Source organism: Hymenobacter sp. B81 (genome assembly GCF_044628455.1).
In the GTDB taxonomy this organism is placed as follows: Bacteria; Bacteroidota; Bacteroidia; order Cytophagales; family Hymenobacteraceae; genus Solirubrum.
This window is the reverse complement of the sequence record NZ_JBIYZW010000003.1, coordinates 24,692-38,766: the sequence shown is the minus strand read 5'-3', so window position 1 is coordinate 38,766 and position 14,075 is coordinate 24,692. Positions and strand designations below refer to the sequence as shown.

14 protein-coding genes and 3 tRNA genes are annotated in these 14,075 nt (G+C 62.6%); 5 read left to right on the top strand and 12 right to left on the bottom strand.

Annotated features, from left to right (window positions below):
* Positions 1–137 precede the first annotated feature (137 nt).
* The 4 genes from ACE191_RS17055 to ACE191_RS17040 form a co-directional block, all read right to left on the bottom strand.
* Positions 138–209 (bottom strand) — tRNA-Thr (locus ACE191_RS17055).
* A 41-nt stretch (positions 210–250) separates the two neighbouring features.
* Positions 251–323, bottom strand: a tRNA-Gly gene (locus tag ACE191_RS17050).
* Positions 324–351: 28 nt separating this feature from the next.
* Positions 352–434: transfer RNA gene (locus ACE191_RS17045), tRNA-Tyr, on the bottom strand.
* A 188-nt stretch (positions 435–622) separates the two neighbouring features.
* Positions 623–3,037, bottom strand: a complete 2,415-nt coding sequence (locus ACE191_RS17040; RefSeq protein WP_400193456.1) for a M1 family aminopeptidase — start codon at positions 3,035–3,037, stop codon at positions 623–625.
* A 268-nt stretch (positions 3,038–3,305) separates the two neighbouring features.
* Here ACE191_RS17040 and ACE191_RS17035 point away from each other — a divergent pair, with 268 nt between their 5' ends.
* The 3 genes from ACE191_RS17035 (at position 3,306) to frr (ending at position 5,326) form a co-directional block, all read left to right on the top strand.
* The gene (locus ACE191_RS17035) at positions 3,306–3,806 is read left to right on the top strand and encodes a biotin/lipoyl-containing protein (protein ID WP_400193455.1); all 501 of its coding nucleotides are present in this window, start codon (positions 3,306–3,308) and stop codon (positions 3,804–3,806) included.
* Positions 3,807–3,861: 55 nt separating this feature from the next.
* The gene (pyrH, locus tag ACE191_RS17030; RefSeq protein ID WP_400193454.1) at positions 3,862–4,659 is read left to right on the top strand and encodes a UMP kinase; all 798 of its coding nucleotides are present in this window, start codon (positions 3,862–3,864) and stop codon (positions 4,657–4,659) included.
* A 103-nt stretch (positions 4,660–4,762) separates the two neighbouring features.
* The gene (gene frr / locus ACE191_RS17025) at positions 4,763–5,326 is read left to right on the top strand and encodes a ribosome recycling factor (RefSeq protein ID WP_400193453.1); all 564 of its coding nucleotides are present in this window, start codon (positions 4,763–4,765) and stop codon (positions 5,324–5,326) included.
* A gap of 87 nt (positions 5,327–5,413) precedes the next feature.
* On the opposite strand, the gene nadD is transcribed toward frr, so the two are convergent.
* The 7 genes from nadD to ACE191_RS16990 all read right to left on the bottom strand — a co-directional run bounded on the left by nadD (position 5,414) and on the right by ACE191_RS16990 (position 10,748).
* Positions 5,414–6,001, bottom strand: a complete 588-nt coding sequence (gene nadD, locus ACE191_RS17020; RefSeq protein WP_400193452.1) for a nicotinate (nicotinamide) nucleotide adenylyltransferase — start codon at positions 5,999–6,001, stop codon at positions 5,414–5,416.
* Positions 6,001–6,585 carry a guanylate kinase gene (gmk, locus tag ACE191_RS17015; RefSeq protein WP_400193451.1) on the bottom strand — a complete coding sequence of 195 codons (585 nt, stop codon included), beginning with the start codon at positions 6,583–6,585 and terminating at the stop codon, positions 6,001–6,003. Before gmk ends, nadD begins: the two co-directional genes overlap by 1 nt.
* Positions 6,586–6,594: 9 nt before the next feature.
* Positions 6,595–6,885 (bottom strand): hypothetical protein, encoded by a 291-nt coding sequence (locus tag ACE191_RS17010; RefSeq protein WP_400193450.1) that lies wholly within the window; start codon positions 6,883–6,885, stop codon positions 6,595–6,597.
* A 39-nt stretch (positions 6,886–6,924) separates the two neighbouring features.
* Complete coding sequence (locus ACE191_RS17005; protein WP_400193449.1) at positions 6,925–7,575, bottom strand: sigma-70 family RNA polymerase sigma factor; 651 nt, start codon at positions 7,573–7,575, stop codon at positions 6,925–6,927.
* A 66-nt stretch (positions 7,576–7,641) separates the two neighbouring features.
* Positions 7,642–8,913: an O-antigen ligase family protein gene (locus tag ACE191_RS17000; protein WP_400193448.1), complete on the bottom strand. Its 1,272-nt coding sequence runs from the start codon at positions 8,911–8,913 to the stop codon at positions 7,642–7,644.
* A 24-nt stretch (positions 8,914–8,937) separates the two neighbouring features.
* A complete protein-coding gene (locus ACE191_RS16995; protein ID WP_400193447.1) occupies positions 8,938–9,975 on the bottom strand; it encodes a glycosyltransferase family 9 protein in 1,038 nt (345 codons plus the stop codon).
* Entirely contained in the window at positions 9,972–10,748 is a 777-nt protein-coding gene (locus ACE191_RS16990) for a glycosyltransferase family 2 protein (protein WP_400193446.1), read from the bottom strand. Before ACE191_RS16990 ends, ACE191_RS16995 begins: the two co-directional genes overlap by 4 nt.
* A gap of 84 nt (positions 10,749–10,832) precedes the next feature.
* On the opposite strand from ACE191_RS16990, the gene ACE191_RS16985 reads away from it, so the two are divergent.
* Both ACE191_RS16985 and ACE191_RS16980 read left to right on the top strand, forming a co-directional pair.
* Positions 10,833–11,324 carry a hypothetical protein gene (locus ACE191_RS16985; RefSeq protein ID WP_400193445.1) on the top strand — a complete coding sequence of 164 codons (492 nt, stop codon included), beginning with the start codon at positions 10,833–10,835 and terminating at the stop codon, positions 11,322–11,324.
* Positions 11,325–11,410: 86 nt separating this feature from the next.
* The gene (locus tag ACE191_RS16980) at positions 11,411–12,616 is read left to right on the top strand and encodes a hypothetical protein (protein ID WP_400193444.1); all 1,206 of its coding nucleotides are present in this window, start codon (positions 11,411–11,413) and stop codon (positions 12,614–12,616) included.
* A 61-nt stretch (positions 12,617–12,677) separates the two neighbouring features.
* Here ACE191_RS16980 and ahcY read toward each other — a convergent pair whose 3' ends face one another.
* Positions 12,678–13,988, bottom strand: a complete 1,311-nt coding sequence (gene ahcY / locus ACE191_RS16975) for an adenosylhomocysteinase (protein WP_400194114.1) — start codon at positions 13,986–13,988, stop codon at positions 12,678–12,680.
* Between the last annotated feature and the right edge of the window lie 87 nt (positions 13,989–14,075).

The following is a 14,075-nucleotide window of genomic DNA, read 5'->3' as shown; positions in this document are numbered from 1 at the left end:
AATTTTGAGGAAAAAGAGAAACGCGCTGTGGTTATACTGCACGAAAGCGATACGCAGACTTCTCCTAGGAAAAAACTGCACGTCGCTTCTTGCAGGCCAGACGGCGACAGGCGCGCTGCCCCGTTGGGTTCACTCTGAGCCGTTGCGGGGATTTGAACCCCGGACCTCTTCCTTACCAAGGAAGTGCTCTACCCCTGAGCTACAACGGCTGGTTGCTTTACTTCTTGTCAGGGCCTTGCTGGCGAAAGTGAGCGGGAGACGAGGTTCGAACCCGCGACCTGCAGCTTGGAAGGCTGCCGCTCTACCAACTGAGCTACTCCCGCGTAAAGGGCACTGACAAGAAAAAGGGTGTGGGGGGAGGAGGATTCGAACCTCCGAAGTCCGAAGACAGCAGATTTACAGTCTGATCCATTTGGCCACTCTGGAATCCCCCCGATTTGCGCGCCCCGGCCGGTTGCCGAAGCCTTTTCCCGTTCAATTAGCGGGGTTTTGTTTGCCCCGTTGCTGAATGGAGACGCAAAATTAGGTGCTTTCTGATGCAAGTCAAGCCATGAAGCAAAAACCTGCATTTATTTTTTTGCTTTGCCCGGCCGGCCGGGGCTAAAAAAAGCGGCATCGACCTTTATTGCAGCAGGTTATAGATACCCACCAACCGCTCATCTTTTTCCTTGGTGCGAATATCCGCCAGCGTGGTTTTCAGCGCCGGCATGTTGCCTGACAAAGTCCGCAGGCCGTGAAAGGCCCCTAAGCGCACGTAATACTCCGGATGGGTGCGGGCCATCGTCTCGAGCTTTTTCACTCCCTTATCGCGCTCCACGGCGGGCATGCGCAGCATAAAGGTGCCAAAGTCCTGCGCCACCTGATACAGCTCCACGGGGTTGCTGTCGTCGAGGCGCCGCAGGTACCAGGGGTACTGATCGGCGTTGCCGTTGAGGGCGTAGTAGCCCGAAAGCGCAGTGACCAGCGCCGGGTTGGTTTCGTTCTGCAGCGCATGAATGGCCTCGCGCGTGTTTGCTGTCGGGGCCTTGGTGAGGGCGCTGACGGCGGCGCCCATTACCAAGTAGGAGCTATCGGTCAGCGCCTTGGCGTAGACCTCGCTGAAGTCCTCGTTCGGGAAAGTGGCCAGGGCCAGCACGGCCGCGCTGCGCACTTTGCTGTTCTTGTCGGTGGCGGCTACGCGCTGCAGATCCTTGCGGATGGCTCCGCCCTCCGGACCTTTGTAGCGGCGCAGGGCTTCCACAGCGGCGTGGCGGGTGCCCCAGAACTTGTCATTGAGGCCATTGCGCAGCATGCCGCTCACGGCCAGGTCGCCTACTTTGGGGCGCAGCTCCTGGATGGCCTGAAGCTTCGAGAGGAAGTTACGGGCGTGGTGGTACTGGTAAAGCAGCTCGTCCTGGGTCTTGCTTTCCTCCAGGTTGGCCAGCAGCATCTTGTCCGAATCGAAGTGTACCAGGCTGGGTCGCTGGTTTACCGGCAGCTGAAACGTCTGATCGGCCCGCGTCACCACAATGCGGTGGTCGGTGGGCTGGTTGTTGTTCCAGGTGGTCACCGTCACGGGCAGGCGGTACACCGGCTGGTAGGTGGTATCCTGCTTCTGCACCACCCGCAAACTCACTTTGCCATCGGCGTAGCTGTGCGACACGGCCAGCTCCGGGTGTCCGCGCTGCAGAAACCACTGATCGAAAAACCACATCAGGTCTTCTCCGGTCACGTCCTCGAAGGCCATGCGCAGCTCGTCGATTTCCACCGCCGAGTGCTTGTTCTGGGTCAGGTAGCGGTTGAGGGTGGTGAAAAACGCGTCGTCGCCCACGTAGTGGCGCAGCATGTGCAGCACGCGGCCGCCCTTCTCGTAGGAGTGGCGGTCAAACATGTCTTCCTGGCTGGCGTAGCGGTAGCGAATCAGCGGCTCGCGTTTGCTCTGGGCTTCCTCAAAGTAGTACTCCAGCTTCTTCTGGTTTTGCAGCTCGGCTTCCTCGCGGCCGTACTTGTACTCGGCCCAGAGGTATTCGGAGTAGTCGGCAAACGACTCGTTAAGCGGCAGGTTGGCCCACGACTCGGTGGTTACGTAGTCGCCGAACCACTGGTGAAACAGCTCGTGGGCAATGACGTCGTCGCGGTTTTCGTCGAGCAGCTCGCGCTTGGTAAGCTGCACGTTCTCACCGTGCACGGTGGCCGTGGTGTTTTCCATAGCCCCCGACACGTAGTCGCGCACTGCCACCTGGGCGTATTTTTCCCAGGGGTAATCCACGCCCAGCTTCTTGGAGAAGAAGTCCATCATCTGCGGGGTGTTGCCGAAGATGGCCTTGGCCGAAGCGGCGTACTTGGGCTCCACGTAGTAGTCCACGGGCTTGCCGCGCCAGGTGTCGTTGATGACGGCGTAGTCGCCCACGGCCAGCATGGCCAGGTAGGGCGCGTGGGGCTGGCTCAGCTTCCAGGTGTCGGTGCGGGTGCCGTCGGCGTTGCGCTTCGAAGCCACCAGCAGGCCGTTGGACAGCGTCTTGAACTGCTGCTCCACCGTCAGGCTGATTTCCTGGGTCATGCGCTGGTTGGGCCGGTCGATGGTCGGAAACCAGCACGAGCTGGCTTCGGTCTCGCCCTGGGTCCAGATCTGACGAGGCTTGTTCTTATCGGTCCCCAGCGGGTTGATAAAGTACAGCCCCTTGTCGGCCGTAATGGCCGCGCTGCCGCCCACGGCCAGCTCGTTGGGCTTGGCCACGTACTGAATGCGCACCTGGTAAGGCTCGGTGCGGGTGTAGGCCTTGTCCAGGGTGATGGTCAGGCGCCGCTTATCGTACTGGTAGTTGAGGTTTTTCTCCTTGGCGCCCGCCAGCAGCTTCACGCTTTTCACATCGAAGCCCTTGGCATCGAGCACCAGCTGGGTTTGGGGGTAGAAGTGCGGCCGCACGGTGAGGGTGGCCGTACCCAGCAGCCACTGCTTGGCCCAGTCGAAGCGCACGTCGAGCTTGGTGTCGAGTACGTTGTGCAGGATGGTGGCCGCGGGCTGCACGGGGTTGACGGGTGGCAGCCAGTTGGGCACCACCAAAGCCGATTGCGACGAAATCTGCGCGGCCGGCGCCGCCTGAGCTGCGGGTGCCTTGCGGGCACTGCTTTTTTTAGGAGCCGGCTTGGAAGATTGCCCTAGTGAGCTAAAGGGCAAGGCAATGGCCAAAAAGAAGGCGCCAAGGGCCGCGTATCTCATTGGGGTAGAATTGGGGTAATCTGGGCTTGAAGTTCGGGAATAATTTCAGATTACGCCTATCTTTAAGCCCTTTTCCGCCCTCGCCTCACCCCTATTTCCTGCCCGCATGCTCCAGGTCCGCACCGGCCCCGATTCCGTTTGGGACGTCGACTACCGCCCCGACCAGATTACCGTTAACGGCCAGCCCTTCGGCTGGGACCTGGTGGAACTGGGCAACGGCCGCTACCACCTGCTGTGGCAGAACCGCTCCTACCCCGTGGAAGTGGTCGGCGTGGATGGCGCCGCCAAAACCGTGCAGCTGAAGCTCGCCGGCCGCCGCTTCGAGGTGCAGGCCAAGGACCGTTTCGACCTGCTGCTCGACAAGCTGGGCATGAGCCAAGCCGCCAGCCACAAGATCAACGAGGTGAAGGCGCCTATGCCCGGCCTGATCGTGGACATTCGGGTGGTGCCCGGCCAAACGGTGCAGAAAGGCGACGCGCTGCTGGTGCTCGAGGCCATGAAAATGGAAAACATCATCAAGTCGCCCGGCGACGGCACGGTCAGCGCCGTAAAGGTGGCGTTGCGCGACAACGTGAACAAGGGCCAGGTGCTGGTGCAGTTCGCCTAGCCGCCTGCCCGCACCGTCGGGCCGCATTGCCAAGTCATCACTCAAAACCAGACCGTTGAAATACAACCGAATCCTGCTAAAGCTGAGCGGCGAGGCCCTGATGGGCAAGCAGCAGTACGGCATCGATGCTGAGCGCCTGATGCAGTACGCCGAGGAAATCCGCGCCGTGGCCCAAACGGGCGTGCAGGTGGCCATCGTCATCGGCGGCGGCAACATCTTCCGCGGCGTGCAGGCCGAAGCCTTCGGACTCGACCGCGTGCAGGGCGACTACATGGGCATGCTGGCTACCGTCATCAACTCGATGGCCCTGCAGAGCGCCCTCGAAAAGCTGGGCGTGCCCACCCGCCTGCTCTCGGGCGTCACCATTCAGCGCGTGTGCGAGCCGTACATCCGGCGCCGTGCCCTGCGCCACCTCGAGAAAAACCGCGTCGTCATCTTCGGCGCCGGCATCGGCTCGCCCTACTTCACCACCGACTCGGCCGCCTCGCTGCGCGCCATTGAGGTGGAGGCCGACGTGGTGCTGAAGGGAACCCGCGTCGACGGCATCTACACCGCCGACCCGGAAAAAGACCCCACGGCCACGCGCTACCCGCAGATTACCTTCGACGAGGTGATGGAGAAAAACCTGAACGTGATGGACATGACGGCCTTCACGCTCTGCAAGGAAAATAACTTGCCCATCATCGTGTTCGACATGAACAAGGAGGGCAACCTGCAGCGGTTGGTAGCGGGCGAAACCGTGGGTACCCTGGTGACGATGAACGGCGACGACACTCACCGCCTCGATCCCAGCCACAGCGCCCTGCAGCCGGACCTGAAGCGCGGCTCGGCCACGCCGGCCGAGCAGGCCTAGTCTGGTTGGGCTTGCGCTTTGCGGATTGCCCCTGATATTGGGCCGCCAACGCTTGTCGTCGGGGCTAGCTAAGCTTTACTTTTCAACATTTAACTTTTTCGAAGTGGACGAAGAAATTCAGCTGTACCTGAGCGACGCCGAAGAATCGATGGCCAAGGCGCTGCAGCACACCAACACCGAGCTCAGCCGCATTCGCGCCGGCAAGGCCTCGCCCGCTATGCTCGATTCGCTGCGCGTCGACTACTACGGCACGCCCACACCCATCAGCCAGGTGGCCAATGTTGGGGCACCCGATGCCCGCTCCCTGGTGATTAAGCCCTGGGAAAAGAACATCCTGGGCGAAATTTCCAAGGCCATCAAGAACAGCGACCTGGGCCTGAACCCCATCATGGACGCCGATTCCATTCGCCTGAACCTGCCGCCGATGACCGAAGAGCGGCGGCGCGACCTGGTGAAGCAGGTGAAAAACGAGTCGGAAAGCGGCAAGGTGCGCATTCGCGGCATTCGCAAGGATGTGAACGACTCGCTGCGCAAGCTGCTGAAGGAAGGCGCCTCGGAAGACGCCGTGAAAGACGCCGAAGCCAAGGTGCAGAAGTTCACCGACAGCTACATCGTCAAGATTGACGAGGCGATGAGCAAGAAGGAGTCGGAAATCATGACCATCTGATTGAACTGACCCCAACCAAAAAGCCCCGCTGGCAGCTGCCAGCGGGGCTTTTTGGTTGTATTTTACTCCCTGCTCTGTGGGCCGGGTTCAGCGACGCCAGTAGCCCCGCTCCCGAATTACCTGCTCCACGCTCTCAGGCACGAGGTAACGGATGGATTGGCCGGCCTCGACGCTGCGGCGGATGAAAGTGGCCGAGAGGTCGAGCAGCGGCGCTTCGAGTACCCGCACGCGCGGCCAGTCGGGCAGTACTTCTACCGGGTAGCCCGGCCGGGGATACACGTAAATGTCCAGCTCTCGCTGCAGCCGCTCGGCTTCCCGCCAGCGCGGCAGTCCGGGCAGATTGTCGCCGCCGGTCAGAAGCACGAACTCGGTTGCAGGATGCTGGCGGCGCAGCTCGTCGAGGGTGGCAATGGTGTAGCTGGGACGCGGCAGCGTAAACTCTACGTCCAGCACCCGCAGCCGCTCGTTGCCGGCAATGGCCAGCTCCACCAGCTCCAGCCGTGCGGCCTCGGGCAGCAGCTCCTCGCCCACCTTAAAGGGACTCTGGGGCGACACCACCAGCCACACCGCGTCCAGGTCGGTGCGGGTGGCCAGGTGATTGGCCAGAATCAGGTGGCCGGTATGGATGGGGTTGAACGAGCCGAACAGCAGGCCCACGCGCCGCGGGCCGGGCATCAGACAATGGCCGGCTCGGCCGAAATAAAGTCGCGCACCAGTTTCTCAGCCTGATCGGAAGCCACGTCGAGGTCGTCGTTGACGATAACCGAATCAAAGCGGTCCTCGAACGTCAGCTCGAAGTTGGCCTTATACAGCCGGGCCGAAATGCTCGAAGCCGAGTCGGTAGCCCGGGCCTTGAGGCGTTGCTCGAGCACTTCCATCGACGGCGGCTTTACGAACACGCACAGGGCCCGATCTTTGTAAAACTCTTTGATGCTGAGCCCACCCTTCACGTCGATGTCGAGGATGGCGTGCTTGCCGCTTTCCCAGATGCGCTCGATTTCCGATTTCAGGGTGCCGTAGTAGGAGCCTTCGTAGACTTCCTCCCACTCCACGAATTCGTCGTGGCGGATTTTCTCCTGAAACTCCTGAACGGTAATGAAGTAGTAGTCCTTGCCATTCACTTCGGCCCGGCCGCGACGGTCGCGGGTGCAAGCCGAAATCGAAAAGCTCAGCTCCGGAATACGATCCATGAGCCGGTGGACAATGGTGGTTTTACCGGCGCCCGAGGGCGCCGAAAAGGCAATGATTTTCCCCTGCATGGGGCAAAATTAGACCTTTTCGGTGTGCAGCCGCGCCATTATTTTGGACGACAGGCCCGAAGGCACGCCTTTGCGGCCCACGTACTGGTTCACGAAGTCGATGAAGACGCGCTGCTTGTCAAGGCTGTCGAAGCACGGCGAGCAGTCTTCGGCATGGCTGACAAAGTAGTCCTCGTCCTCCACGCTGGGCTCCTGGCCCACGATGATTTGGTCTAGAATGGTATTCACACGCTCACAGTCGGCGCCTTGGGCAGTAGTGGCCGGGGCGCCAAGTTGGTTGGGAGTAGATTTTGCTGCCATAATCTGGGGGAGAAAAGGAAGGAAAGAGGAGTTTAAGGCCTAGACGTCGTCGTCTTCATCTGCCACGGCAACACCGTCATCGTCGGAATCGTTGCCGTAGCCCATTTTTTTCGCGTATCGCTCGAGCTTCTCTTTCAGAAAGTTGCGGGCCCGGTGCAGGCGCGAACGAACCGTGCCGATGGGAATATCGAGCACCTTGGCCATTTCCTCATAGGTGAAACCTTCCAGGTCGCAGAGGATAATGACGGTGCGGAAATCCACCGGCAGCGAGTTCAGCGCGCTGGCCACTTCGTCGCCGATCAGGTCGCGGGTCGACTGCTGGCGCAGGTCGGGCGAGGTCGAGCCTGCGTCACCTTCGGCATCCACGTCCTCGGTGTTGTAGTAGCCCTCGATTTCGCTGTAGTCGACCTTGGCGGGCTGCTTGCTTTTCTTACGAAAATCGTTGATGAACGAATTTTTCAGGATGCGAAACAGCCAGGCTTTGGCGTTGGTTCCCGGCTCGAAGTACTCGAAAAAGCGGTAGGCCTTCAGGTAGGTTTCCTGCACCAGGTCGTTGGCGTCGTCCTCGTCGAGGGTCAGGCGGAAAGCAAAGTTGTAGAGCGAGTCCAGCACGGGCAGCAGCTCGGCCTGGAAGCGGCGGTCTTTTTCCTCTTTGCTTAGTTTGGGTACCCGTTCGGGAGTGTCACTCATAAAAAGGGCGGATTCGGGCCATGCAGGGCAGGATGCCTTACGAGCAAATGTAACGAAACGAACTGCTCATTGGGTTACGGCAGCGGCCCCGCGTCGTTCGGCGGCCACCACCAGAAAGCCGTAGAGAAAGACGAAGAGGTTGAAACCGATTTGCAGTTGCAACAGCGAATCGGCCAGCGCCGCCGCGCCGAATATGAGCAGGAAATGTCTCACGTACGGATTTCGGCGCGGCCCGGGTTGCAAAAAAGGCCCGGACAGCACCGCCAGCCAGATTCCCAGGCCCAGCACGCCGGCGCCCACGAGGTAGTGCAGGTACTGATTGTGAATCATCACCCGGTTCTCGGGCCGCAGGCCGAAGTCCCGCCAGGCATACTGGTCGAGCATGGCCTGGCGCACGTCGGCCGGGGCCACGCCCAGCCAGGGTTGCCGCTGCACCAGCACACCGGCCGTCTGCCAGGCCGCCAGCCGCTTGGAGAGCGAGAAGTCATTGATGTCGCGCCGCAGCTCGAACTGCTCTAGGTCGTATAGCGTGCTGCGCACGCGCTGCCGCATCGGTTCGAGCGCGAAGTAGGCCGCTCCTGCCAGCAGCCCGGCTCCCAGCAGCAGCCCCAGGGCCCAGCCCGGTCGCCGGCGCAGCAGCAACAGCGCCGTGGCAGCCAGTCCCAGGTAAAACGCCAGCAAGCCGGTGCGGTAAGCCAGTACGTGCAAACTCAGCGCCGCCAGGCCCGCGGCCAGCAGCAGTCCGTAGCGCAGGCTGCGGGCCAGCCGGGCTTCGCGAGCCAGGGAGAAGCCAAAGAAGCTCGCCAGGGCCAGCATCAGCCCAAAGTGAATGTGGAAGTTGCCGGTGACCGAGCCCACGTTCTGTCCCACGTTGATCAGCTCGTGGGCGCGCTGCGGGTCGAGCAGGTAGCGGGCCAGCGTGGCCAATCCCAGGCCGGCATTGCCCAGCACAAACCCTGCCCCCACTGCCAGGCGCTGCCGGGCCGTGAGCGGTACGGCCAGGGTGAAAGCCAGGGGCACACCGATGAGGGGCAGCTGGCGGTAGAGCTCGTGCCGCCATTCGGCCCAGTCCTGGGTGTACCACCAACTCAGGGGCAGCAACAGGTACAGCAGCAGCAAGCGCCACGCGCCGCGGCTGCGGTACCAGTGGGGCAGGTCAGCGCGCAGCCGGGGGTTGAGCAGGGCCGCCACCACGGCCGCTACCGGGGCCAGGGCCACCAGAGCCCGGGCCGTAAACAGCAGCCCGCCCATACCAGCCAGGCAGGCCAGCAGCAGCAGGTATTGCGACCAACGCCCCTGCGCGTACCAGCGGCGCGTCAGTTCAGGCAAAGCATTCACGCTATCGGGGAAAAAACACCAGCGCTAAAGGTAAGCGGGCGGCAGCGGCTGCCAAGCCAGCACGCGGGCCAGCACCAGCGCCGGCTCCAGGGCCTTGATGCACCGGCAGGCCGCCGCATCGGTTCGGCACTCCTGGCAGTTGGGTTGGTCAATAACCAGAAACTCGGCGCGGGGGCCCAGCGGGGCCCAGCGGCCGGGGTGAATGGGCCGCATGGGCGGAAACAGGCCCAGGGCGTGGCGGCCCAGCGCCGCCGCCAGGTGCAGCGGCCCGGTACCGGAGGCCACCAGCCCATCAGCCGCGCCAATGAAGGCCAGGAACTGCGGTAAATCGAGGCGACCGGTCATATCGGTGAGCACCGCGGCGTGCTCGGTGAGCCACTCGCGCAGGGAGTCGCCCTCGGCCTGGGTGCCGGTTACCAGCACGCGGTGGCCCCGCGCGTGTAGGGCCCGGGCCAGGTCACCAAAGTGCGCCAGGCCCCACTCGCGGCCGTGGCCGCGGGAGCGGGGGTGCAGAATGATGTTGAGCTGCCCGGGCCATTCGCGCCGCAGCAGCGCCGCCGTTTCCGCGCGCAGCGTCTCGGTCGGCACCAGCCCGCCCAGCAGTACCAGTTCCGGCAGGGTGGGCACACTGCTCAGGCCCAGGGGGCGCAGCAGCAGCAGGTTCAGCTGGGCCTCGTGCAGGGGCGAATGGCGGCGGCTCAGGGCTACGAGGCGGTTGCAGCTCAGCCAGTGAAACCAGCGGCTGCGCGTGCCAATGCGCAGGGGAATGTCCGCCCGTTGCGCCAACGCGGCGAGGCGGCGGCTCGGGAAAACGTGCAGGCACACATCGGCCCGCAGGTCCCGGAGCGTGGCTACCTGCTGTGCTTCAGACTGTTTCCGCAGCTCGTCGTCGCTGAGAAAGGCGTCGATGGCCGGGCAAGCCGCCGCTACGGCGCGGGTGTAGTCGCGGCCCAGCAGCACCACGCGGCAGCCGGGAAACTGCTGCTTCAGCCAGCCGCACAAAGGCAGCGTTAGTACCAGGTCGCCGATGGCGTCGGTGCGGCTTACCAGGAAGGTTTTCATTGGCCGGCGCGGGTTGCAGAGCGGTGAATGACGCGCAGCTTGGCGTACTTCAGAAACACGCCCCAGGCCGACAGCGCCGCAATGCTCAGCCCCGCAAAGCCGTCGAGCAGGCCGCCGCGCAGCAGGTACAGGTGCCAAAATTTCCCGCTCGGTTTCAGCAGCAGCTGCAGCCAGCTGGCTTTTTTGCCGCGGGCCGCCAGCTCCTGCGCGCCAATGGAAGTGAAGCGGTTGAGCTGCTGCACGTGGCTTTCGATGGTCGGGTACGAGTAGTGCAGCAGGTCGGCCCTGAGCTGGCCGACGGTCTGGCCGGGCTGCACTTCGTACCGCTCGTGCAGCAGCTGACCCTGCCAGGCCCCGCAGCGCCGGTCGTAGAGGCGCAGCTTGCGGTCGGGGTACCAGCCGCCGTGGCGCACCCACTGCCCGCAGTAGTTGGTGAGGCGCGGCAGGGTGTAGCCGGCGTGCTGCCAGCGGGCCTTAATCTGTTCGATTTCCCGGCGCAAAGCATCCGTCAGTACCTCGTCGGCGTCGAGCTGCAGGACGTGGTCGTAGCGAGCCTGGGCGGTGGCGAAGTTCTTCTGCGCGACGTAGCCCGCAAACGGGTGCTCGACCACGCGGGCGCCGTACTGCCGGCAAATGGCCACGGTGCGGTCCGTCGAACCCGAGTCCACCACCACCACCTCGTCGGCCAACTCGCCCAGCGCGGCCAGGCAGCGGCCGATGTTGGCTTCTTCGTTGAAGGTGATGAGGACGACGGAAAGGGGAACGGCGGGCATTGAGCAAAAATACGGGCTGGCTTTCAGCCGGGCATCAGAACGCTTATCTTGGGTGCCCATTCATTCTTCAGCTCGTTCCTATTCATGCTTGCTCGTCTTCTTACCGCACTGGCGTTGCTGGGCCTTGTTGCCTGCCAAAAAGAATCGGCCTCGCCGCCGGTAGCCGGCTGCCGCGACCCTGCTTCGGTGAATTACAATGCCCAGGCTACTACCGACAATGGCTCCTGCCGCTACCCGGCCGACCTGGTTGCGGGCCTTTATCAGTTTCGCGACACCATGGTGTTTACGGCCTGGACCGGAGGCGGCCCGCAGACCCAGTACCTGCAGGGCTCGTTTGTGGTCACTAAAACCGGCGCTACCACCGTCAACATCGCGAATTTTGACGAGTGCGCGACTAGTCAACCCGCCAGCGTCAGTCAGACGTCCTTCGTGGTTACTGCGTCGAGCAGCTGCCGTTCGTTGAGCAGCTTCCTCGGCGCGGTGCAGGGCCAGGGTGCCCGGCTGCGCTACTCCTACAGCTTCGCCGACGGCGGGGGCAGCGGCACGGTCCGTGGCACGGCCACCAAGATGCCGTAGGTAAACCGCATCTGCGGTTGGGAGCCGCTGAGCCAGCTGGCGACTCGTCCGGCTTGTTTCACCCTGGCGCTTATTCCCGCTCGATTATGACTATAACCCTCCGCGACGACGCGGTTCGGGAATATGGAACGGCCAAGGGCTGGCGGATTTTCCTGTACGGAGCTGGCCCGGCGCTGATTGCGTTGTTTCTGTATGGCGCTTTCGCAATCTGGTCCAACAAGGCCGATTCGTCCCTTGCGCTTTCCATCGGCCTATCGGCTTTGATGGTGGGCTTCGCGGGCTTCTTTGCCTACAGCCTGGTAGTAGTAGCCAAGTGGCGGGTGGTCGTAACGGCCGACCGCATCATCGAGCAGAACATTTTTCCCTTTCGCAGCAAGGAAATCCGCTTCGAGGATGTAGCCGGTTTTCATATAAACGAGCAGATTACGGTAGTCGTGGCGCAGGCACCTAGCAAAACCACGGTCAAGTTCGGCTACACCACCGAATCGTACGGGCAGCTGCAACAGTGGCTGGCCGACCGCTTTCCCGACCTCGACGTTGAAAGTCAGCAGGCCGAAGAACGGGAAATTCTCGGTGACCCTACCCTGGGATTCAACGAAGAGCAGCGCGCCCGGCAGCTGGAGGCCGCCCGCCAAACCGCCCGCGTGCTTACCATTGCCGGCGGGGCCACGGCGGCGTGGTTATGGTGGCAGCCCCAGCCCTACCAATGGGCCATAACGGCCGGGTTGCTGGTGCCGCTGGCCGCCATGGGGGCGCTGTGGCTGCACCCCGGCCTGCTGAACATCGACGAGAAAAAAGGCAGCGCCTACCCCTCTATTGGCATTGCCCTGCTCTTGCCCAGCCTGCTGCTGGCCCTTCGCGCTCTGCTGGATACAGAGCTGGTCAGCTACGGCCCGCTCTGGCGCTGGGTCGGGGCTGCCACGGTTTTCTTCGCTGCCCTGCTGGCCCTGGGCACCCGCTCGTTTCTGCAGCGGCCAGGCTCCCGGCTTAGTCAGGCTTTTGCCATTGCTTTGTGCGCCTTTGCCTACAGCTTCGGGGCAGTCAGCACCTACAATTCCACCTTCGACGAGGCCCCAGCCGCCGCGTACCCGGTGAAGGTGCTCGACAAGCACACGAGCTCGGGCAATACCACTACCTATTACCTGAAGGTCAGCCCCTGGGGGCCGTTTCGGCAGCCGGAGGACGTGGCGGTTACCAAGAACTACTATGCCCAGAGTTCCATTGGCGCCACGGCTACCATGCTGTTGAGACCCGGACGCCTGGGTATTCCCTGGTACACGGTAGCTGAATGAGGCCCAACAAAAAGCCCCGCCAGATTCGTCCGGCGGGGCTTTTGTTGGCACTTAAAGCGGCCTAGTAGCGGTACAGGTCCGACTTGAACGGGCCTTCGGGCGAAACGCCGATGTAGCCGGCTTGCTTCTCGTTCAGCTCGTCCAGCTCCACGCCGATTTTCTCGAGGTGCAGGCGGGCCACCATCTCGTCGAGGTGCTTGGGCAGGGTGTACACCTTGTTCTCGTACTGGTCGGCGTTCTGCCACAGCTCCAGCTGGGCCAGCGTCTGGTTCGTGAACGAGTTGGACATCACGAACGAGGGGTGGCCGGTGGCGCAACCCAGGTTCACCAGGCGGCCTTCGGCCAGCACGATGACGTCCTTGCCGTCGATGGTGTACAGGTCAACCTGCGGCTTGATGGTGTTCTTGGTGCTGCCGTAGTTCTTGTTCAGCCAAGCCATGTCGATTTCATCGTCGAAGTGACCGATGTTGCAGACGATGGTTTTGTCCTTCATGCTGCGGAAGTGCTGCTCGGTGATGATGTCGCAGTTGCCGGTAGCGGTAACCACGATGTCGGCGCGCTTCACGGCGTCGGCCATCTTCTTCACCTCGTAGCCGTCCATGGCGGCCTGCAGGGCGCAAATCGGGTCGATTTCGGTGACGATAACGCGGGCGCCGGCGCCGCGCAGCGAGGCCGCGGTGCCTTTTCCTACGTCGCCGTAGCCGGCCACCACGGCCACCTTACCGGCCATCATCACGTCGGTGGCCCGGCGGATGGCGTCCACGCACGACTCTTTGCAGCCGTACTTGTTGTCGAACTTCGACTTGGTAACCGAGTCGTTGATGTTGAACGCGGGCATGGGCAGGGTGCCGGCCTTCACGCGGTCGAGCAGGCGCAGCACGCCGGTGGTGGTTTCCTCCGAAATGCCCTTGATGCCGGCGGCCAGCTCCGGGAACTGGTTCAGGACCATGTTGGTCAGGTCGCCGCCGTCGTCGAGAATCATGTTCAGCGGCTGACGCTCCTCGCCGAAGTACAGCGTCTGCTCGATGCACCAGTTAAACTCTTCCTCGTTCATGCCCTTCCAGGCGTAAACGGGGATGCCGGCGGCGGCAATGGCCGCAGCGGCGTGGTCCTGGGTCGAGAAGATGTTGCACGACGACCAGGTGACGTCGGCGCCCAGCTCGATGAGCGTCTCGATGAGCACCGCGGTTTGAATCGTCATGTGCAGGCAGCCGGCAATGCGGGCGCCCTGCAGCGGCTTGCTGGCGCCGTACTGGGCGCGCAGGGCCATCAGGCCCGGCATCTCAGCTTCAGCCAGTTGGATTTCCTTGCGGCCCCACTCGGCCAGCGAAATGTCTTTTACCTTGTAGGGTACGTAGGTCGTTTCCACCATTGTAGTCGGAATTTTCACAATTCAACTGCAAAGGTAACCAATTTGTTGAGCGCAAACACGGCCAAAAAAAGCCCGGACCTACCGGCC

Bases quoted from the DNA above. Each gene is read 5' to 3' on its own strand.
- ACE191_RS17035 (WP_400193455.1), top strand. From the start codon at position 3,306: ATGCTCCAGGTCCGCACCGGCCCCGATTCCGTTTGGGACGTCGACTAC.
- nadD (WP_400193452.1), bottom strand. From the start codon at position 6,001: ATGCCCGGCCCGCGGCGCGTGGGCCTGCTGTTCGGCTCGTTCAACCCC.
- gmk (WP_400193451.1), bottom strand. From the start codon at position 6,585: ATGCAGGGGAAAATCATTGCCTTTTCGGCGCCCTCGGGCGCCGGTAAA.
- ACE191_RS17010 (WP_400193450.1), bottom strand. From the start codon at position 6,885: ATGGCAGCAAAATCTACTCCCAACCAACTTGGCGCCCCGGCCACTACT.
- ACE191_RS17005 (WP_400193449.1), bottom strand. From the start codon at position 7,575: ATGAGTGACACTCCCGAACGGGTACCCAAACTAAGCAAAGAGGAAAAA.
- ACE191_RS16995 (WP_400193447.1), bottom strand. From the start codon at position 9,975: ATGAAAACCTTCCTGGTAAGCCGCACCGACGCCATCGGCGACCTGGTA.
- ACE191_RS16990 (WP_400193446.1), bottom strand. From the start codon at position 10,748: ATGCCCGCCGTTCCCCTTTCCGTCGTCCTCATCACCTTCAACGAAGAA.
- ACE191_RS16985 (WP_400193445.1), top strand. From the start codon at position 10,833: ATGCTTGCTCGTCTTCTTACCGCACTGGCGTTGCTGGGCCTTGTTGCC.
- ACE191_RS16980 (WP_400193444.1), top strand. From the start codon at position 11,411: ATGACTATAACCCTCCGCGACGACGCGGTTCGGGAATATGGAACGGCC.
- ahcY (WP_400194114.1), bottom strand. From the start codon at position 13,988: ATGGTGGAAACGACCTACGTACCCTACAAGGTAAAAGACATTTCGCTG.